At 47.0% G+C, this 20,078-nt stretch carries 16 protein-coding genes, 1 tRNA gene and 1 pseudogene; 9 read left to right on the top strand and 9 right to left on the bottom strand.

Translation table 11 applies throughout. The annotated features are described in order from the left end of the window. From AC14M5_RS21040 to AC14M5_RS21025, 4 genes and pseudogenes are all read left to right on the top strand, one after another. Positions 1–504, top strand: a pseudogene (locus AC14M5_RS21040) (glycosyltransferase family 2 protein); the annotation flags it as partial. A gap of 13 nt (positions 505–517) precedes the next feature. Further along, positions 518–1,984, top strand: coding sequence for a hypothetical protein (locus AC14M5_RS21035; RefSeq protein ID WP_484031680.1), 1,467 nt, complete (start codon positions 518–520; stop codon positions 1,982–1,984). 11 nt (positions 1,985–1,995) lie between these two features. Next, a complete protein-coding gene (locus tag AC14M5_RS21030) occupies positions 1,996–3,567 on the top strand; it encodes a hypothetical protein (RefSeq protein WP_484031679.1) in 1,572 nt (523 codons plus the stop codon). Between the two features lie 154 nt (positions 3,568–3,721). Further along, on the top strand, positions 3,722–5,326 hold the full coding sequence (locus AC14M5_RS21025) for a hypothetical protein (protein ID WP_484031678.1): 1,605 nt from the start codon (positions 3,722–3,724) through the stop codon (positions 5,324–5,326). An 87-nt stretch (positions 5,327–5,413) separates the two neighbouring features. On the opposite strand, the gene AC14M5_RS21020 is transcribed toward AC14M5_RS21025, so the two are convergent. The 8 genes from AC14M5_RS21020 to bcp all read right to left on the bottom strand — a co-directional run bounded on the left by AC14M5_RS21020 (position 5,414) and on the right by bcp (position 13,116). Beyond that, positions 5,414–6,730 carry a heme o synthase gene (locus AC14M5_RS21020; RefSeq protein WP_484031677.1) on the bottom strand — a complete coding sequence of 439 codons (1,317 nt, stop codon included), beginning with the start codon at positions 6,728–6,730 and terminating at the stop codon, positions 5,414–5,416. Further along, positions 6,727–7,467, bottom strand: a complete 741-nt coding sequence (locus tag AC14M5_RS21015; RefSeq protein ID WP_484031676.1) for an SURF1 family protein — start codon at positions 7,465–7,467, stop codon at positions 6,727–6,729. The genes AC14M5_RS21020 and AC14M5_RS21015 overlap by 4 nt, the downstream gene beginning before the upstream one ends. Next, complete coding sequence (locus AC14M5_RS21010) at positions 7,445–7,951, bottom strand: hypothetical protein (protein ID WP_484031675.1); 507 nt, start codon at positions 7,949–7,951, stop codon at positions 7,445–7,447. Before AC14M5_RS21010 ends, AC14M5_RS21015 begins: the two co-directional genes overlap by 23 nt. 18 nt (positions 7,952–7,969) lie before the next feature. Beyond that, positions 7,970–8,572, bottom strand: a complete 603-nt coding sequence (locus AC14M5_RS21005) for an SCO family protein (RefSeq protein WP_484031674.1) — start codon at positions 8,570–8,572, stop codon at positions 7,970–7,972. A gap of 104 nt (positions 8,573–8,676) precedes the next feature. Beyond that, positions 8,677–9,447 carry a cytochrome c oxidase subunit 3 gene (locus tag AC14M5_RS21000; RefSeq protein WP_484031673.1) on the bottom strand — a complete coding sequence of 257 codons (771 nt, stop codon included), beginning with the start codon at positions 9,445–9,447 and terminating at the stop codon, positions 8,677–8,679. A gap of 14 nt (positions 9,448–9,461) precedes the next feature. Continuing rightward, positions 9,462–11,354, bottom strand: a complete 1,893-nt coding sequence (locus tag AC14M5_RS20995; protein WP_484031672.1) for a cytochrome c oxidase subunit I — start codon at positions 11,352–11,354, stop codon at positions 9,462–9,464. A 20-nt stretch (positions 11,355–11,374) separates the two neighbouring features. Next, on the bottom strand, positions 11,375–12,376 hold the full coding sequence (gene coxB, locus AC14M5_RS20990) for a cytochrome c oxidase subunit II (protein ID WP_484031671.1): 1,002 nt from the start codon (positions 12,374–12,376) through the stop codon (positions 11,375–11,377). A 275-nt stretch (positions 12,377–12,651) separates the two neighbouring features. After that, positions 12,652–13,116: a thioredoxin-dependent thiol peroxidase gene (gene bcp, locus AC14M5_RS20985; protein WP_484031670.1), complete on the bottom strand. Its 465-nt coding sequence runs from the start codon at positions 13,114–13,116 to the stop codon at positions 12,652–12,654. A 122-nt stretch (positions 13,117–13,238) separates the two neighbouring features. Here bcp and AC14M5_RS20980 point away from each other — a divergent pair. The 4 genes from AC14M5_RS20980 (at position 13,239) to AC14M5_RS20965 (ending at position 16,578) form a co-directional block, all read left to right on the top strand. After that, positions 13,239–13,323 (top strand) — tRNA-Leu (locus AC14M5_RS20980). A gap of 59 nt (positions 13,324–13,382) precedes the next feature. Then, positions 13,383–14,777 carry a trigger factor gene (gene tig / locus AC14M5_RS20975; protein ID WP_484031669.1) on the top strand — a complete coding sequence of 465 codons (1,395 nt, stop codon included), beginning with the start codon at positions 13,383–13,385 and terminating at the stop codon, positions 14,775–14,777. 228 nt (positions 14,778–15,005) lie between these two features. Then, positions 15,006–15,620, top strand: a complete 615-nt coding sequence (locus tag AC14M5_RS20970) for an ATP-dependent Clp protease proteolytic subunit (RefSeq protein ID WP_484031668.1) — start codon at positions 15,006–15,008, stop codon at positions 15,618–15,620. A 172-nt stretch (positions 15,621–15,792) separates the two neighbouring features. Beyond that, entirely contained in the window at positions 15,793–16,578 is a 786-nt protein-coding gene (locus AC14M5_RS20965) for an HAD-IIA family hydrolase (protein ID WP_484031667.1), read from the top strand. A 564-nt stretch (positions 16,579–17,142) separates the two neighbouring features. Here AC14M5_RS20965 and AC14M5_RS20960 read toward each other — a convergent pair. Further along, positions 17,143–18,414 (bottom strand): hypothetical protein, encoded by a 1,272-nt coding sequence (locus tag AC14M5_RS20960; protein WP_484031666.1) that lies wholly within the window; start codon positions 18,412–18,414, stop codon positions 17,143–17,145. Between the two features lie 421 nt (positions 18,415–18,835). On the opposite strand from AC14M5_RS20960, the gene rlmN reads away from it, so the two are divergent. Further along, entirely contained in the window at positions 18,836–19,966 is a 1,131-nt protein-coding gene (gene rlmN / locus AC14M5_RS20955; protein WP_484031665.1) for a dual-specificity RNA methyltransferase RlmN, read from the top strand. Positions 19,967–20,078: the final 112 nt, after the last annotated feature.

Genomic DNA, 20,078 nt, shown 5'->3' with positions numbered 1-20,078 from the left:
GGCTGGAGACATCTTAGGTTCTTGTTGCTATACAGTCCGCGCTGGTTGTTTTTTTATCCAGGTGTATCCTTGGCCGTTGTTGGGTTATTTGTCTCAATATTCCTACTTGGTGGTCCGCGCAATGTTGGCGGTATTGTATTGGACATTCACACTCTCATGTACGCCGCCCTTTTAATTATCCTTGGCATGCAATCAGTTTTATTTTCACTTTTCACCTATATTTTTGGTGTCAACGCAGGCTTGCTGCCAAAAGATAATTCGACAGACAAAGTAATTCAAAGCATCGGTCTTGAAAAGGGCATCATCCTCGGTATCGGGATGATCCTATTGGGGTTTGTCAGCTCCGTTGGTGCGTTGGTCTATTGGGAAGAAAACTCTTTCGGCAATCTTGACCCAACATTCACTATGCGTCTGGTCATTCCGGGTGCAGTTCTTTTTACCCTGGGGTTTCAAGTGCTATTCGCGAGTTTCTTCATGAGCATCTTAAATACCAAACTTAGATAACAGGTCAAATTGCATGAAATCAAATCTTGCACGTCTTCTGCCAAGAATACAGGATATTTTCTTCATCGCGTTATTTCTTGCCGTCCTTGTACTGGGCAACCGTATGCTCAACCTGGATGGCGACCTCCCGCGTCATTTACTGATGGGAAAATATATTCTGCAAACGGGTGATATTCCTACAACCGAGCAATTCATATACCCCTACTTGAACAGACATTACGTCTCGCATGAGTGGCTGGCAGATGTGATTCTTTACGGTATTTATTCTTACATGGGCCTAAGCGGGGTTGTAATCTTCTCTGCAATTATTTTAGCAAGCACCTTCTTTTTGATTTACCAATCAGTAACAGTGCGATTTAATACAAGACTGGCCTCGTTTCTTTTAGTCGCATGGGGAGCGCTCGCTACTTCACTCAACTGGGTGACACGTCCACATTTAATATCCATGTTGTTTTTGGCAATCTGGCTGATCTGGGCAGACAAATTAAGGAGAGGCGAAAAAATCCCGCTTTGGGTTTTCCCAGCCTTCATGCTTATCTGGAGCAATATGCATGGCGAATTCATCGCAGGGATTTTGGTCCTATTCGCTTTTGCTGTTGGCTGGCTTATTGAGATTATTCTAGACTCAACCCATATCAATAAAGAAGTTGGCAAAAATTTATGGCTGGCGCTGATAATTTCCATCATTGCCAGCTTATTAAACCCTGGCGGCGCTGGGCCCTGGGTGAGCATCTTTGGGTTTGTGAATAATCAGTATTTAATGTCTCGCATGCTCGAATCAAATCCGCCAGATTTTCAGATGCCAGAAATGCAAGTGCTTTTAGGGCTAGTCGCATTTTCCGTTTTCCTGCTTGCTGTTAAAAGAGACAGGTTATCTGCTGGGCAAGGTCTATTGCTCGCTGGGTTTACAGCCTTGAGTTTGATTGCCTTTAGGAATATTCATCTATATGGAGTCGTAGTTCCACTTGCGCTGGCAGAAACACTTGGGACATTTAATAATATCCAGACCATCTCAAGGCTCGAAGACAATTTGTATAAAATTGAAAGCCAGATCAAGGGTTCATTCTGGCCTACAGCAGCAGTTCTAATTCTTAGTGTCTTTGTATTTACTTCCCCAACTGCCGCAAGATTCTATCAATTTGATCGTACAGTCTTTCCTGTGGAGGCAGTGGAATGGTTGAAGACAAATCCGCAAGAGGGAAAGATGTTCAATGACCTGAATTGGGGAGGCTATATTACGTTCAATACCTATCCCCAGCAATTAGCCTTTGTAGACAGTGTTGCAGACGTAACGGGTGATGTCACTATGCAGTACGAAGCCGTCATCACGCTTACGCCTGGATGGGAAGATGTATTTGAACAATACAACATAGAATGGGCCATCATCCCGCCTAAGTCCTTGCTTGCAGAAACCCTGGAAAATGATTATCAATGGACGGTCTTGTACAAGGATGGAACGGCCATCATTCTTAGAAAATAGAATATCTGTCTATGAGTAAATCTACGTCACACGCCAAAGATGTAACTGCCTTTTTTCTCATCCTCACAATTGTATTTGGAGTGACTGTTCGCGTTCTCCCAATCATCAGGACTAATTTCCCACTGGTGGATGGCGGCATGTTTTACACCATGATAAAGGACTTGCAATCGGCGGGCTATTCCCTGCCCATATTCACAACCTATAATCAGGCAGAGATTCCCTTCGCGTATCCCCCATTGGCATTTTATATTGCTGGTGCGTTGAACTCAACACTGAATATATCAATTCTAGATATTCTACAGTGGCTACCTGCTGTTATCACAATTTTGAACATTCCCTTGTTTTATTATTTCGCAAAACAACTTCTTGGTTCAGAGCCAAGAGCAGCACTGGCAACTATCATTTTTGCGCTGACACCGAACTCGTATTGGTGGAATATCGTCGGCGGCGGGTTGACACGCTCGTTGGGGACCCTCTTCTTTACTGCAACTGTTTTGTGCGTTCATCAAATGTATCAGCGCAGGACAAAAGCCTGGGTTGTTTCGGCAGTGATCAGCGCAATGGGAAGCGTGTTGAGTCATCCGGCCTGGGCTTTGCAGTCAGTGGTTGCGTCCATTCTCCTATGGTGGTTTTTCGGGAGGGACAAGCAGGGAATTGCATACTCTGTGATCGTCGCTTTGAGTGTACTTGTTTTGACATCTCCCTGGTGGTTTCAAGTTTTGCAACATCATGGTATTACTACACTGTTGAACGCAAGCCAGGTGACACATTCACGGCTGCTATTTTGGACGATATTTTTTTCGTTATCTTTTACTGGGGAATACGCGCCTGTGATTGCAGTCTTTGGGTTGATTGGTTTTTTTATGCACCTGGCAAAGAAAGATTATTTTCTTGTCGCCTGGGCCTTGCTCTGCCTTATTGTGGATCCGCGCGGTGGACTTCCTGTTTCCATTTTCCCGTTTTCGATCATGGCAGTCACTGCGCTAGCTGATGGAATTGCAACACGTCTATCAAACGCAGACGATGATATTTCTTCGCCCGACAGCTGGATGGGCTCACTTAAATTTACGAGTGGACGATTGTTTTTCGGATTCTTTATTTTGCTTTTTGTGTATAACGCCTACAAAGTTTCGAACACGCTTTCATATCAAACACTCGGTGCGGAACAATTTAAAAGCATTGATTGGGTGCAAGCAAATACAAATTCAAGTGATCTCTTCCTGATTCTTGATGAACAAGGCAACCCGTTACTTTCTCCGTTGACAGAGTGGTTTCCAGCTCTCGCAGAACGCCGAAGTATTGCCACCATTCAGGGAACAGAATGGTTAACTGGCAAGAATCACTACAATAACCAATACAAGGTAATTACAGAAATTCACCAATGTTTATATCAAGATGTGGATTGCCTGTATAAACTACAGAGCAGCCTGCCAGATGAATATAAATACATTATGCTTTCATCGGCGTGGGTAAGGGAAAATAAGACCCAACTTTCCCTGTTCATCTCATTAAATGAGACCCCGGACTTTTCTCTGGTTTATACATCAGCCACTATTCATATTTTCCAACGGAATGAACATTAATTTTTTGAATGAAGTATTGGACAAAGTCTAGCCTAGATAGTACGTTATCCTCAACTCCATACAAAGTTGGCCTAGCCGTTATCATTAGGTAGCAATTCAGGAAAATAAAAACTTGAAATCTGACGGGCCATAAAATCAATAGAATGGAGCTTTCATGACAAAGCGCAAATCCTTGTTTAGCGATCCAGAAATGGCTTTTATTATCAGCTTTATTACCGTCACAGGGGCATCTGTAAGGTTATTTGCACCGATTTTCTCTACCGCCCCATTAAACGATGGTGGATTGTTTTACACAATGACCCTGGATATTCTAAGAAGCGGACTTAAAATTCCATATTACACGACATACAATTCTGCCTCAATACCTTATCTTTATCCTCCCCTGGCATTATATGCAACAGGATTAATAGCTCAGATCTTTAAAGTTGACACCTTTGAACTGTTTCGAATTCTTCCCGCTGTTCTTAGCACGCTGACTATTCCTGCTTTTTATTTACTTGCAAAAGAGGTGCTTAACTCCAAAGTACAAGTGGCACTTTCAGTAACCGTATTTGCATTTATTCCACGCGCATTTGACTGGCACATCATGGGAGGAGGAATTACGCGTGCGCCCGGTTTTATCTTTGCCATCCTTGCCATTCGATGGTTCTATCGCTATTACAGGGATAAACAATATAAGAAATTTTTCGGGATTGTAGTCCTTTCTAGTTTGGCAATTTTCACACACCCGGAGGCACCAGTGCAAATTGCCATTGCGGCCCTGGTTTTTTATCTTGTCTTGGATCGCTCCATTCGCGGGATGGTTTACTCATTTTTAGTTGTCTTAGGTATAACACTGATGACCTCTCCATGGTGGACTCTGATGCTTTCACATCACGGAATATCCGCATTCCTCGCACCGATTTCCGCTGCTTCGCAAGATAGCTCCGGGTTGGCAGCAAGATTGTTCACGTTCTTTGGGTTTGAATTCACCGATGAGCTTTTTCTACAACTCATTGCAGTTCTGGCATTGATTGGCATCGCTGTAACTATTGCACACAAGCAGTACTTTTATATTGCATGGATGGCAGCAGCCTACCTGGTCGAACCTCGTAGTGGGGCGCTCTATCTTATATTGCCACATGCAATGCTAGCGTCAATTGCAATAGAACAGGTGATTCTTCCCGGACTAAGACTTAATTCGATGCGCGACAAAGCCTCTGATAACAAAAAGGAACAAGACGAGTCGTGGGCAAATCAATTGCTTAATGGGCGGATTGCAAAACTCGTTATCGGCTACATTTTTGTTTATGGTATGTTGTCTGCCTCCGCAGCTGCCATGGAGGTAAATAGGAATTACACATTAAAATCGCAGGATTTAGAGGTCTTCAAATGGATTGAAGATAACACCTCTGCAGACAGCCGTTTTATTTTGATTACCAATGAAGTTCCGTTGAGAGACCCTACCTCAGAGTGGTTCCCATCCCTTACTCACCGTCAAAGTCTTGGGACTGTTTTTGGCTACGAGTGGGTTAATGACGGGGTCTTTTCTGAGAGAACCAGCGCATATAAGGCACTCCAACTCTGCAGTAGTCTAGGTGAACAATGTTTATCAGAATGGAGCATGCAACGGGGAATCCCCTTCGACTTTGTGTATATTCGAAAACTTTCAGGCAACAAACCTATACAAATTGCTTTAATCAAGGATCTTCAGGATTCAGACAAATACAAAACCATTCTAGATACAAAAAACGTGATTATTTTTCAAGCGATTCAGTGAGACGATCTCAGGGCAGCAACGGACAGAAAAACCTGGCATACTCTGAATCTCGCAATTTCGGAATTGATCAGAGGAGCTAGAGAATTACTACACCACCGCATCGATCATCAATGCCAGAAAGATAAATGCCAGATACATGCTGGACCAGCGGTACATCGTCCAGGCAACTTTGTTGCCGCCAACTTTAAAAACCCGCCATGCGGCGTAGAGCAGGAAGCCGCCCAAGACCACAGCAGAGATCAGATAGACCATCCCAGCCAAATTGAAAATGGGAAGCAGTAAAGTCACGGCGATCAATTCAATCGTATAAATCAGGATGTATCTGCGAGTTTTTTCCTCCCCATGCACCACGGGCATCATGGGCACGCCTGCTTTTTCATAATCCTTCATACGTACAATGGCCAGCGCCCAAAAATGCGGGGGCGTCCACATGAAAACGATGGCAAAAAGGATCCAGGCTGCAAGACCAAGGTGACCCGTTGCCGCGGCCCAACCCACCATTGGCGGGATCGCGCCCGCGCCGCCGCCAATTACAATATTTTGCACTGTGGCTTTCTTTAGCAAGACACTATACAGAATCACATAATAGACAATGCCTACTAAGGATAGAAAGGCAGCCAGCAAATTGACAAAGCCTGCCATCACATAATAACTGATCAGACAAAGCGCAAGCCCATAGGATAGTCCCTCAGCTGCGGTCAAACGTCCATCAGCGAGTGGGCGCTTTGAAGTGCGTTGCATGTTCTTATCCAACTCACGATCAATATATTGATTCAATGCGCTTGAGCCAGCCGCTGCGAATGTGCCGCCCAGTAAAGTCCAAAATGTGAGCGAAGCGGAAGGCCAGGCTTTGCTGCCTGCAACCAAGCCAGCGTATGTTGTCACTAGCAACAAGGCAACGATCAGCGGTTTTGAGAGAATAAAGAAATCCCTGATTCGTTGGCGAATATCAACGCGATAAATGCTTTCTGCATCTTTCGCCAATACGCCTGCGGCAAACACCAACATGCCAAGTGAAATCCATAAAGCTATAGCGGTAAATGTGTGCAACACCACCAGATGCAAAGGATAATCGCGCGTCATTTGAATTGCGCCAACAAATGCCTGGCCAAAGAACAATACCCCGGTTATGGTGGCAAGCGGCAGGAGTAATTTTTGGTCTCGTTGTTCCCGCCAGGCCTTACGCCATACCAACACCATAAAAATCGAAGCCACACCCACCAACGCGAGATGCCCGAGTTTTAAATATCCCAATGGATTTGTCGGCATACATACAGGCCAGCCAACACAATAAACCCACGCACCTGCCACTGTCACAATGCGCCCAACGATGGTTAACAAAAAGACCAGAGCAAACAGCGCCAATACCAAACGGGAAAAGGATGATCTCAGAGAGTATTTCATTTTCTCTTATCCTGCTTTCGCAAATAAAATGGATAACCAACGAACAAAATCGTTGCAAACGTAAACCACTGCAAGGCATAGCCAAAATGTGAACCTTCGGTGATTTCTATGACGGGCTGGAACGGGATCGGTGGAATGGTATCGCCGCCATCTGCGTTTGGTTGAACATATATATTTAGAATGGGATATGGCAACTGTGTGGACATTTGCTCCAGATTTAGATTATTCCACAGGTAAAGCATTTCGCCATCTTCGGACAGCGCATCTGTGACTCCGCCGAAAGCTGGTTTGACCTGCCCAAGCCTGATCTGCCCTGTTACAGTGACCTGCCCCTCTTCGTCATATTGACGCCAATCTTCGGGAGCGGAATTACCATCAGCGGGGACCCAGCCGCGGTTGACCAGAACAACTGTCCCGTTGAAAAGAAGCGGGGTGACTAGATGATATCCATATTCGTCACCATTGTATTGATTCCGCAAAGCGACTTGATTCTCAAAGTCGTATTCGCCAGTGACGGTCACAGCCCGCCATTCCATCGTGGAAATATTTTCGGGTAATTCTTTATTTAATTCCAGCATCTCCGCCGCCCGCATGGATTGGACTTGGGCGTTGAAAACACGGCGCTGTTCAAGCCTATCCAATTGCCAGATACCGAGACGTATACACAATGCAGTTCCAACAAAAACCAGCAGTGTGGTGAACCACCATGCGCGGCTAAACATTTTCTTGAGAATCATTTTTCTTCTTGGCGGGCATGATGAGGGCATAGAGGGCGATCAAAATACCAAGCGGGAGACCTGAATATAGAATTCCATACAAGCGTACGCCGAGTGTGAGAGGCTCGCGCACATCAAGGCCAAAATAATTGCCCGCCTGGAATGAACAATCATAGGCGAGGGATTGAACCGCATCCAAAGGCAGGCTGGCAGATGTGCCGGCAGGAATCCACAGCGGGCCAAGCTCATGATCGGCTGTGTCGTTATTGCGCACCAGCAACGTATCGCCAACCACAAAGGTCATGGAGTTGGGAATGGTCGGTGGCGTTTCGCCACGGGCAATACTATCAGCAGTACCTTCGGGAATGACAAGTTCGATCACCTGCGGAGCACGCGCGGTTTCACGTAAAAAAAGGAAAGATACCTCATTGATCAACGCGCCAATGGCAAGGCCAACCAACATGGAAAACAGGATTCGTTTTACTGCAATTCGGACGGGAGGCATGGGTTCACTTTCAGGAAATTATTTCAAGATTAAATTGAGGTCGTGGACAATATCATCCACTGGAGTACCAAAGCCATAGGAGAGACGCATCTTGCCCTGCGTATCGATTAAGGTGACCCGCGCTGTGTGATTGATGAGGTCCCCGGCGGCTGAGTCACTTTGTGCAACTTCGCGAAAGATACCGTAATCCTGCCAGATCTTTTCCAGTTTATCCAATGATCCGCTCAAACCAATAAATGATGGGTTGAAACGACTTACATATGCCTGCACCGCCTCGGCAGTATCGCGTTCGGGGTCGACTGAGACGAAAACCACCTGAACCTGTTTTGCTTTATCTGGGATTTGATCCAATGCCAGATTCAATTCAGCCAGTGTTGTCGGGCAAACATCGGGGCAGGTTGTATAGCCAAAGAAAAGCAGGACAATCTTATCATGCTGGTTGCTCAGGCGAAATACATCACCGTTTGATTGGGTCAATTCAAAATCTGCGGCCTGTGGATATGGCTCAACATAGGCTGTGCCTCGAAAGCTTGCGGGCTTTGAGAGGAGCATGAAAAAAGCAACTGCAAAGCCAATCAGTAAAAAGGAAGCAACCCCAACCCAAACTATTCTTCGATCCATTATTTTTTACTCCAAAACGGGGCGACCCTCGCAGGCCGCCCCGTTCATGTTTTTCGTTATTCCGGCATACCAGAATTCAACGGCCAGCGCCAGAAACAACGATTTTACAACAGTGTGGTCCCGATCAAATACAAGGCAGGGTAGAAGAAAATCCAGACGAGATCGACGAAGTGCCAGTAGACTGCAGCAGCTTCCACTCCCCAATGTTTTTCATTGGAGTAGATATCCTTGCGCCCATTGTTCAGCACTACCAGCAGGAAGATCAAACCGGTAAAGACGTGGAAGGCATGCATACCGGTCATCATGTAGAAGACGGCGCCAGCGGCACCACTGCTGGCTGTAAGGCCCTCTTCAGCAGCGAGCGGCCATTCCACAGCCACCACGCCCAACAAGAAGCCAAGACCCAGTACAAAGGTGATGATGGTGTTTGTGATGAAGCCTTTTTTGTCACCATGCGCCATGGCGGTCTCTCCACGATTCATGAAGAATGAAGAAATCAACAGAATGGCGGTCACAGCCAGGCCCAGAAGCTGATTCAAATGTGGACGGGTAAGCCCCAACAGGTTCACGCGGGTGGTTAACAAACCTGCGAAGACAAAAGAGTCGGAGAGCAGGAACAGCCACAAACCGAGGCGATTGGTGCCGGTCTTGAATGAGTAAGAGTGTGTATCAGCATCACTCTCTTCATTCAATTTGTAGATATGCATGTAATAGTACATGACCAGCCCAACCTTGATGACCGCGACCACAACAAGGATTGAAACGGCTTTGAACGTAACCGCAACAAAATATTCCAGCACGGTTAACACGGCGAGGTAGACAAAGATCACCACACCCTGGCGAAAAGCAGAAGTTTTATCTAATATATGTGACATTTGAGTCCTACCCCTTATTTATGCGTGCTTTTGGCAGGCGCGGAAAATTCAACATACTTCGAGCCCGGCAGGCCATAATCGTATGGCTCGCCTACAACTTCAAAAGGCTGATCGTAGTTGTGCATCGGCATCGGTGATGGAACTTGCCATTCGGGGGAACGTGAATTCCAGACGTTGCCATCAGCTTTTTCACCATTTTTGATGCTGTTGAAGAGGTTGTAAAGGAAGATCACCACCGAGAGCCCAATGAGAAAACCTGCAATGGTGAGCACCAAATGTGTGGTGTCAAAACCTAGTTCGGGATCATAATCCACGATGCGGCGGCGCATACCCATCAGGCCAATGCGCATCATACCGAAGGTTAGCACAAAGAACGCAGGCGTCATGAGCCAGAAGTGCAATTTGCCGAGGGTCTCGTTCATGCGGCGGCCTGTTGCTTTGGGGAACCAGTAATACAACGCGGCAAAGAATGGGAAGACAAAGCCGCCGAAAATCGTATCGTGAAAATGCCCAACGATAAAGTAAGTATCATGCAAATGTAAATCAACTGAGACCGTAGCATTGGGGGGGCCTGTGAGACCACCCAGTAAGAATACAACAATAGCACCCAGCACAAACAGCATAGGTGTGGGGAATACGATCTTGCCCTTCCAAATCGTTGCAACCCAGGAGAAGAACTTTACGCCAGTTGGGACAGCAACCAGGAGTGTGCTGTACATGAACGGGATGCGCAGGTACTCATTCATGCCGGATGCGAACATATGATGTGCCCATACGACAAAGCCTACAAGAGCAATGCCAAGTGATGACATGGCGACCCAGCGATAGCCGTACAAAGGCTTGCGAACAAAGACGGGCAAGAGTTCAGATATCACCCCGAGGCCTGGTAGAACGAAAACATATACCGCAGGATGTGAATAGAACCAGAACAGATGTTGGAAGAGAACAGGATTGCCGCCCTTGGTAGAGTCAAAGAAGCCCATGCCAAAGAGGCGCTGGAACATCACTAATTGGAATGAAAGACCGATCAACTGTGTGGCGGTGAGAGCAATGATGGAAGTGGCAACAGCAGCCCATACAAAGATCGGCATACGCCAGGCAGTCATTCCCTTGGAGCGCATACGGACTACAGTTGCGATCACATTCAACGCACCTAAAATGGAAGACCAGCCAGCCGTGAACACACCCATGAAGAACATCTGCACACCCACAGGAGCACGCGCAGACAGAGGCGGGTAACCCGTCCAGCCTGTGCCAAACCCACCGAGAACCAGACTCATCAGCAAAAGGACAGATGCGGGTACAGCCACCCAGAATGAAAAGGCATTCAAACGCGGGAAAGCCATATCCTGTGCGCCAAGCATTAATGGCACAACATAGTTGATGATACCTGCAACCCCCAGCAGGATGGACACGATCATGATCATGCCGTGTAGCGACATCAATGTATTGTAAAGCTGCGGCCCATTCTGCCCGAACAATTTCATATCAACGGTCAGGAACTGTAATTCAGAAGCCGCCAGTTCGGTGCGGAAGATCAACGCAAACAAACCGCCGATGCTGATCAATGCCAAAGCCACCACCGTATATTGAATACCGATTACTTTGTGGTCGAGAGAAACATGGAAATATTTCTCCCAGCCGGAGTAATGCTCTTCGTGATGCTCCGGGGTATCGATACCGCGCGCCCACTTGAACCAGTCACTTACTGAACCGTTGCCTCCAAGGAAAAAGAGCACCCCGAAAAAGCCGCCCAATACCCAGGCTGGTTCAGTAAAGAAAAACTCGTCAGTTACGCTCAAGCCCATTGCGGCGCGAATGCCTGTGATCAAGCCGGCGCCCAAAAGCGTGCCGATCAATTGCCAGAACAAACCACGCGCAAAGGCTGTCGAAAAGAATTTCTTCATCTTATTCCATCCTCCGCCAATTATTTCAGTGTCTTGAGATACGCAATGATGTTCGCGATCTCTTCATCAGTTAATGTAAAAGGCGGCATGGTGGAAGGTGAGAAACCTTCTACTTCATGCGCCTTCGGGTCACGAATGGATTCGATAATGTATGCATCATCAGCCACTGCAGATGTGCCGTCAGCGAATTCACGTGTGGAACCGTACAAGTTCAACCATGTGGGTCCAACCAGCTTTGAGCCATCCACAGTGTGACAGCCGGTACAACCATACTTCACCGCCAACAACTTGCCCTGCCCCTCCGGGGTCTGTGACGCAGCGGCAATCGCCTTTTGCTCCACGATCCAGGCGTCATAGTCGGCCTGCGAATCCACGATCACAAGGTTTTCCATACTATAGTGGGAAGTACCGCATAATTCCGCGCAGCGGACTTTGTAACTGCCAACCAGCGTCGGGGTGATTCGGTAATCGGTCACGCGTCCAGGCACAACGTCCTGTTTGACGCGAAATTCAGGAACCCAGAATGAATGGATGACATCCGCTGATTCCATCTTAAGCACCACTTGTTGATCCACAGGCAAATGCAATTCATTGGAAACTATGCCGTATTCGGGATATTCAAAAGTCCATGTGAATTGCTGGGCTCTTACTTTAATTTCCAATGCACCGGGATCCACACGGTTTATTTCACCCAGCGAATATGCGCCCATATAAGCCATCGCCAACACCGCAAAAAGCGGGATCACCGTCCATGTGATCTCCAAAGTGGTGTTGCCTTCCATATGTTCGCCATCACCAGTCTCGCCCTTCCTACGCCGAAAAACGATGAAGCTATAGAACATCGGCACAACAATGAGCGCGAAAAGGAACGACATCGCGATCAACTGCCAATCCCACAACCAGTCAATCGAAACAGCTTGCAGGCTGGCCTGAACAGGCATCAACCCAACAGCGTCCAGACCGACATAAGTAAGAATGGCCGTCACAATGACGAGAATTCCCACGATTACAAAGTGTCGCATACGCTCTCTCCTAATGAAAAATCAAATAAGGGGAAACCACCCCAAGGTTCATAAACCTGAATTGGACTAATTAAGTACGAATTGTCACTATTTTCACAACCCGACCAATATACCAAATTCTTTGCGAATTGTCACTATATTTTGTGGACATTGTACGCATCTTCCTTAACCGAAATCTGTTCCAATTCAATAGGCAGAATCATACCGACGGCTTTTTTCACAACACCGTCGGCAATAATGTATATCTTAACCCAATATACGGGCTAACGATACTCTTATTGAACTCCCAGATCAGCCAGTAATTGAGCGCTATGCTCAGCAGGACGTACATTCTCAAACACCTGTTTGATATTTCCCTCCGCATCGATCAGAAAAGTAGTACGAAGCACGCCTTCATATTCCTTGCCCATGAATTTCTTTGGCCCCCATACCCCGTAAAGATCACAGACCTTATGCCCTTCATCCGCAAGCAGCGGAAATTGCAATTGGAATTTCTTCTTGAACTTCACATGCGATTTAACTGAATCAGGGCTGACACCCAATATCACCACACCCGCGTTCTCATAAGCGGAATAATCATCACGAAAATTGCAAGCCTCTTTTGTACAACCCGGCGTGTCATCGGCGGGATAAAAATACAAGACAACATTCTTCCCGCGATAATCGGATAGCTTTCGCGGCGTATTTGTATCATCCAATAATTCAAAATCGGGCGCAGGGATTCCAGAAGAGATGGGCATATCTATGTTTCTCCTTTATGAATGGGCGCTATTATAACTGCTAAATATCGGCTTCAAATCTACAAATTAGACATACCTTACGGTATAATTCCGCCGCTCATTGCTCACCAAATCATACAACCGGGGATGTGCTGGAACTGGCAGACAGGCATGACTTAGGATCATGTGCCGCAAGGCGTGTGGGTTCGACTCCCACCATCCTCACCAAAACAAAATAAAACCTGACAGGTCTTTAAGACCTGTCAGGTTTGAAAAAAGAGGAAACTTTGAACATAGAAAAACAAATTCAAGAAGACCACTCCATCAAACTGATCGTGGAAGTGGAACCAGAAAAAATGACCACTTACAAACGGCGTGCGGCAACGAAGATCTCCTCACGCGGAAATATCCCTGGCTTTCGGCCCGGCAAAGCACCCTACGATGTCGTCGTGCGCACATACGGTGAAGGCGCAATCACCGAGCAGGCCGTTGACCTGTTCATCGATGCGGAATATTCCAATATCCTCAAGGAAGCGGAAGTTAACCCCGGCGCGGCTGGCTCACTTGAATCAATTGACAGCCTTGAGCCGCCCAAGTTCACCTTCCGCGTGCCGCTTGCTCCCGAAGTGGACTTAGGTGACTATCACTCCATCCGCCTGGCATATGAATGGAAGACCCCCGAACAAACAGATGTAGATGCCGCCCTCGAAGATTTACGTCAAAGGTACGCCACCACAGAAACTGTAGACCGTGCGATTGAGATCGGTGATTACGTTTTAGTGGATGTGAAATCTGAAACCACAGAATTGAACCGCACAGGCTTTGCAACTTTCGTTCGTCAGGAAGACCGAGATACGGAATGGCCTTATAACGGCTTCGCCAGGGAACTGGTTGGCATGAAAGTTGGCGAGAGCAAAACCGTCAAACACAAATTTCCCGAAGATTGGGAAGTGGAAGAGTTAAAAGGAAAAAGTGTCGAGATCGAAGTCACGGTCAAAACCGTGCGCGGCGTGACCCTGCCCGACCTGGACGATGAATTCGCAAAGATGACTGGGGCAGGCGACACATTAGATGACCTGAAGGAAGCCGTCAAAAAAGATGTGGAAACACGTTCGCAGAATGATTATGACGATAAGTATTTCATCGATTTGATCGAAAAGATCAAAGAAGGCGCAACCATCAAGTATCACGAACACACGGTGGAACATGAGGGCGAGCATGTGCTTTCGGACTTGTCCAACCGCCTGGCCCAGCAAGGCATGGATTTGGAAACCTATTTCAAAGTCCGCAACACCACGCGCGAGCAATTCATAAAAGACGAAGTGGAACCAGTTGCCAAGAAACGCCTCGAGCGCGGCCTGGTGCTGGATGAAATCGTCCGCAAGGAAAATATCCAACTGGATAACGAAGCCTTGGATGCGGAATACAACGACACCATCAACAGCCTCGCACAGCAAGGCATGGACTTCAGCAAGGTGCGCGGTGGACGCAAAGGACAGAAACAATTGAGCGAAGCCATTGCCATGGAATCTGCCAGCCGCGTGATGACCCGCAAAGCGCTGGAAATGATCAAGTCTATTGCGATGGGCGAATATAAGCCTGTTGAGGAAGCAAAAGAAGAAGAGAAGAAGGAAGAAGAAGCCGCACCTGTGGAAGATAAGCAGGAAAAAGAGTCAGAGTAAGAGACGCTGGTTAATGGCTGGCAGGTGACAGTTTAAGAATGAAGCGTGCGTCGCATATCATCCCCGTATGGGGACCGCATAGATGAGAGTATCTGCTTAATGGAAAGAATCCAAAGAGTTGAATCATCTCATTAAGTAAGGTGCGACGCACTTTTACATCGCCAACCAAACTTTAATAAAAATCCAATATAATATGTGTATGATTGTCCCAATTTAAAGGAGACAAAAATGATCCCTGATTTCAAAAATGTAGTTCCAATGGTTGTTGAAAATACGGGCCGCGGCGAGCGCGCTTATGATATTTACTCACTATTGCTGCGTAATAATATTATCTTCCTCGGCACGCCAATTGATGACCAGGTCGCAAATGTGATCGTGGCGCAATTGTTGTTCCTGAATCACGAAGATCCTGAGAAGGAAATTCGCATGTACATTAACTCCCCCGGCGGCGTGATCTACGCGGGACTTGCGATCTACGACACGATGCAGATCATCTCGAACCCGATCAGCACCGTTGCCGTGGGCGTGACCGCATCCTTCGGGACCGTGTTGCTGACTGCCGGCACGAAGGGCAGGCGCTACGCCCTGCCACATGCGACTGTCCACATGCACCAGCCTCTTGGCGGCGCGCAAGGTCAGGCCACGGACATCGAAATTCAAGCCAAGCAGATTTTGCGCCTGAAAGTTTTGTTGACAGGTATCCTCGCCAAACACACCAACCAGCCGCTTGAGATCATCGAGCGCGATGCAGACCGCGACTTCTATCTGGACGCACAACAGGCCGTGGATTATGGTTTGGTGGATCAGGTCATTGAAACGCCCGACAAGGTGATGAAGAAGTAATTCAACTTTTAGCTATTAGCAATTAGCAAGACCTCGAGGAGTGATCCTCGAGGTCTTGCGTTTATAATCATGAAATGTGGTCTCGGTGGTCTCGATACGTCCCGCAAAAACATGCGGGACTACTCGACCACCACTACAATCACAAAATCGTCAATCAGAAATCATAAATCCTATGCTTCCTTCAAACATAAAAGCCCTCATCCTCGATATGGATGGCGTGATCTGGAAAGGCGATACGCCGATCGGTGACCTGCCAGCCATTTTCAAACGCATCCGTGAGCGCGGATTGAAATTTGTCTTTGCCACAAATAACGGGACAAAGACTCCCCAAGAATATCAGCAGAAACTAGCCGAGCTTGGTGTTGAGATCGAAGCTTCGCAAGTGGTCACCTCTGCTTTAGGGATCGCCTTCATGCTTTCCCAAAAATATCCGCTTGGGACAAAAATATTCGTGATCGGCGAAGACGGCATCCGCGTGGCATTGGAGGAAAAGGGATTTGAAGTATTGACGGTTGAAAACGCAACGCAAGCGCAAGCAGTCGTCATGGGCATTGACCGCGGCATTACTTTCGAGAAAGTTGCCGAAGCGACCTTGCTCGTGAGGGCTGGCATCCCGTTCTATACCACCAATACCGACAAAACCTTCCCTACCCCGCGCGGAGAAATCCCCGGGTCCGGCGCGTGGGTATCTGTGATTACCATTGCAACAAGCGTGGAGCCGATCATAGCAGGCAAGCCGTTTCCATATCTAATGGAACTATCCTTGGAAAAACTCGGGACAAAGAAAGAGGAGACCCTCGTGGTCGGCGACAGGCTGGAGACCGACATTGCCGCAGGCCAGGCCGTGGGATGCCCCACTGCGTTAGTATTAAGCGGAGTCTCCTCAAGAGAACAAGCGGAGGAATGGCAACCTAAGATGGATATCATTGCGGACCACCTTGCTTCGTTACTTGCATAATAAAACAGACCTGCAAAAATAATGCGGGGCTGTTTTTATTACTTGGTTACATCCACGAATAGGTTGGCGATGTTGGTGAAGTAGGAGTGACAGCTGGGATTCCTGTTGAAGTGCCCGCACCTACTTGGATCACAATGGTTAACGCTGTACCAAACGGCTGAACCTTGTCATTAACGAGACGCCAGATTCTAGCAGAATCACCGGCTGCGCTTAGTCAACTTGCGCCACTGAGCTACTACCCACAGACTGGCCGGGGCTGACCACGTTGCCGATTGCAGTTGCCGTGGTGCCCCCATGGCAATGCCAGCGACAAATGTGATTTATACATAGCTGTTCACGCGCAGGCGCCACTGTTTTGCATCCGCTGTTTTATGTTTTATAAGACAAGTAATACCGCCCTAAAACAAGAAACCCTGCTTACAAGTTCTCAAACAATGCCAAGATGCACAAGTCTACACCGGGTTCAAGCCAACGAACGGGAGGGTCAATACCCCAATTAATGAACAGTCTCGCAACCGACCATCGAATCAGTTGAACTTTTACCCGCAACACTTCCGTCGGGTTTTAGTGGATATCAAAGACATTAAGTTTTTGGGCAGTCTCCAGAACCATCGCGGCATAGTCGTTATCGGGATATATAATCCCCTGAGAATCAAGGGGTGAAAAGACAATCAAATAAAAATAAAGAGCAAGGGCAAATGTAGCTACAAGATAAACAACAGAAGCGATCACCGACATATTAAATACTCGATCCAGCGCACGTTTGCCAATTTGCATAATCGGCAATGTCTGCAAACCCAGCGCTGCTGTCGAAATCAATACGAGGTTTGAATTGACATGATAGCGTATCACCATGGACTGCGATAAACCAAAATTTATTCTAGTTGTTGCGGTCAGGATTGCGGTTAGGATGATAAAAACGTTAAACCAGATAAAAATATTCCCATCAGTGTAGCTTTTTTTATAAAAACTGTACCCCGTGAATATCCATACAAGGGAGCCGAAAGTTAAGGTGGGAAATAATGATAGGTTGGTTAGAACCAGATAATGGGACCCTCCCACGCCAAATGCAGAACCGGTAAACGACAATGCGAAGATGATTATTTTACCGAGATTATGGAGGGCATTCATTGGATCGGAATGCACCTCAGGTACTTGATAATTAATAAAATAAACCAGTAGGACTATGAGTGTTATCACAACCAATATAAGAGATTCTCTAAAGCGTTTTTGACTCAGTAGATAGGCTATTCCAATGAACAATATGAGCATTCCATTTCCCTGGGAAAAGACAGCCAACAGGGCGGCTATGACGGCAAGCATATAATTGCTCGCGCCGCCCCTAGAAAACAGATGCAGCGTCAACAATACAAGCATCAAGACCAGATAGTTTGAAATTGCAGCCATTGCCCAAAGCATGCTTTCAGCCGAGCCAAATTGAAAAATCATACAGGCGGCAAAAATGGCAAAAAAACATCGGTACCCATTTATTTTAGGGATATTTTTCATTAAAATATAAAAAGTGCCCAAGTGGAAAAGATTGCCAATTAAGATCAATCGTCTAAAATTAAGTTCACTAAAAATCCAGTAGTCTAGCAGAAAAAAGAGCTTTGTTGTAATTATTCTATGCTCGTTATGTTGCGCAAAAAGAAGACCCAATATCTTCATAAGGTCGGAGGTGGTGGCTGTTTTGGTAAGAAACTCAAGAAGCACATAATCGTCGCTGATTGGGAAATTGCGGGAAAACAGGACGACAATTGCATAGTAAAAACCGATCACTATGGCAATTAGCCACATAGCATTCCTACAATTGGCTGATAACTTTAAATTGATCATTACTCCCTCGACGGATGGTATTTCTCAATAAGGGTACTTGACGATCCCCGGTGTAAAGAAGCAATAAGGAAGCGTAAATTATTTACTACCCTCGTTTTTCATGAAATTGCCCGATAAGGCGGGCTTTTTGAGAGAAGTCATATTTTTATGAACATTAAGTATAAACCTGTGAATTCCAAAACGCTAGTAAAATGACATGACAAGATTCAACTGGTAACCCTGTATAGAATTACAACCCAGTCGCTTTTCGTTTGAATTTCTTGCATATAATCGCTCTATCCGTCTCTTTGGCTCGCGAATCGTTTGGACAAGCCCATCTTTTTTCATCTTGGATGTGAACAACCTGCCAATAGATTGGGATCCAGAAACAATAAGCGCGATGCCGTAAGCGCCGCGGGAGACAGTCTGGTATCATCTGGGCATGCTCATCTACGATCTTGATTTTGCATCTCTCAAAAACTTACTAAAAGAATGGAACGAACCCGCCTATCGCGCTAAGCAGATCTGGCAGGGACTGTATCAACATCTCTATAACTCGCCGGAGCAGTTCACGAATTTGTCCAAATCTTTGCGCGAGAAGATGGCGAAAGAATTAATCTTCATGCCTTTTTCAGTGAAGGTCTATCAGGATTCTTCGGACGGTTATACCCGCAAGACATTATTTGAATTGCCCGACAAGAATTTGATCGAAGCGGTGTTGATGTGCTATGGCGACCCAGCGGATGATCCAGCCCATCTAACCGCTAAGAGCGCAACGAGCGCAAAGGAAAAAACAAATCTTAGCGGACTTAGCGAGCCTAGCGGTTCAAAACCCCGTCGCACACTTTGCGTTTCCACGCAGGCAGGTTGCGCTATGGGATGTGTCTTCTGCGCCACGGGTCAGATGGGATTCAAACGTCATCTTTCCAGCGGGGAAATTGTGGCACAGGTGCTGTATTATGCACAAATGTTGAAGGAACAAGATGAAGTTGTCAGCAATATCGTTTTCATGGGCATGGGCGAACCATTTCACAATTATGAAAACACCATGTCCGCCATAGACAGGTTGAACGATTCGGAAGGTTATAACTTCGGCGCGCGGCGTTTTACGATCTCAACTGTGGGGCTGGTGCCGCAGATCAAACGCTTTGCGGATGAGCAGAGGCAGGTCAACCTGGCTATCTCATTACATGCCGTCGATGATGCTGCACGGGTCGCGATGATGCCTGTTAACAAGCGCTATAAAATAGACGAAGTCCTGGAAGCCTGTGAGTATTACGTGATGAAAACCAGCCGCCGCATCACCTTTGAATGGGCGCTCATCAACGGCGTGAACGACACACCTGAAGTCGCAAAGAAACTCGCTTCCAAATTGCGCGGGCTAATGTGCCACGTCAATGCCATTCCGCTAAATCCAACCGCGGGATTCGACGGCAAGGCGACAGACCGTCAGCGGGCAATCCTTTTCAAAGAAACGCTGGAGCAGGCTGGAATTCCATGCACGATCCGCATGCGCCGTGGGATTGACATCAACGCGGGTTGTGGTCAGCTTGCGGGGGCGGTGTCGAAGTAAAATGTGTCATTCTCCCGAAGGACATCGGGACGATGTGAGGGAGCGCTCGTCGCGACCGAAGAATCTCGTTCGCTGTGGTGGAGATCCTTCGCGATAAAGCCGCTCAGGATGA

The organism is Candidatus Villigracilis sp. (assembly GCF_057083605.1).
The sequence above is the reverse complement of the archived record's forward strand: the minus strand, read 5'-3'. Positions and strand labels throughout refer to the sequence as shown.

Coding starts and splice junctions, on each gene's coding strand:
- AC14M5_RS21020 (WP_484031677.1), bottom strand. CDS start 6,730: ATGAAATACTCTCTGAGATCATCCTTTTCCCGTTTGGTATTGGCGCTG.
- AC14M5_RS21015 (WP_484031676.1), bottom strand. CDS start 7,467: ATGATTCTCAAGAAAATGTTTAGCCGCGCATGGTGGTTCACCACACTG.
- AC14M5_RS20960 (WP_484031666.1), bottom strand. CDS start 18,414: ATGATCAATTTAAAGTTATCAGCCAATTGTAGGAATGCTATGTGGCTA.
- AC14M5_RS21000 (WP_484031673.1), bottom strand. CDS start 9,447: ATGTCACATATATTAGATAAAACTTCTGCTTTTCGCCAGGGTGTGGTG.
- rlmN (WP_484031665.1), top strand. CDS start 18,836: ATGCTCATCTACGATCTTGATTTTGCATCTCTCAAAAACTTACTAAAA.
- AC14M5_RS20965 (WP_484031667.1), top strand. CDS start 15,793: ATGCTTCCTTCAAACATAAAAGCCCTCATCCTCGATATGGATGGCGTG.
- AC14M5_RS20970 (WP_484031668.1), top strand. CDS start 15,006: ATGATCCCTGATTTCAAAAATGTAGTTCCAATGGTTGTTGAAAATACG.
- coxB (WP_484031671.1), bottom strand. CDS start 12,376: ATGCGACACTTTGTAATCGTGGGAATTCTCGTCATTGTGACGGCCATT.
- AC14M5_RS21030 (WP_484031679.1), top strand. CDS start 1,996: ATGAGTAAATCTACGTCACACGCCAAAGATGTAACTGCCTTTTTTCTC.
- AC14M5_RS21010 (WP_484031675.1), bottom strand. CDS start 7,951: ATGCCTCCCGTCCGAATTGCAGTAAAACGAATCCTGTTTTCCATGTTG.
- AC14M5_RS21035 (WP_484031680.1), top strand. CDS start 518: ATGAAATCAAATCTTGCACGTCTTCTGCCAAGAATACAGGATATTTTC.
- AC14M5_RS20995 (WP_484031672.1), bottom strand. CDS start 11,354: ATGAAGAAATTCTTTTCGACAGCCTTTGCGCGTGGTTTGTTCTGGCAA.
- AC14M5_RS21025 (WP_484031678.1), top strand. CDS start 3,722: ATGACAAAGCGCAAATCCTTGTTTAGCGATCCAGAAATGGCTTTTATT.
- AC14M5_RS21005 (WP_484031674.1), bottom strand. CDS start 8,572: ATGGATCGAAGAATAGTTTGGGTTGGGGTTGCTTCCTTTTTACTGATT.
- bcp (WP_484031670.1), bottom strand. CDS start 13,116: ATGCCCATCTCTTCTGGAATCCCTGCGCCCGATTTTGAATTATTGGAT.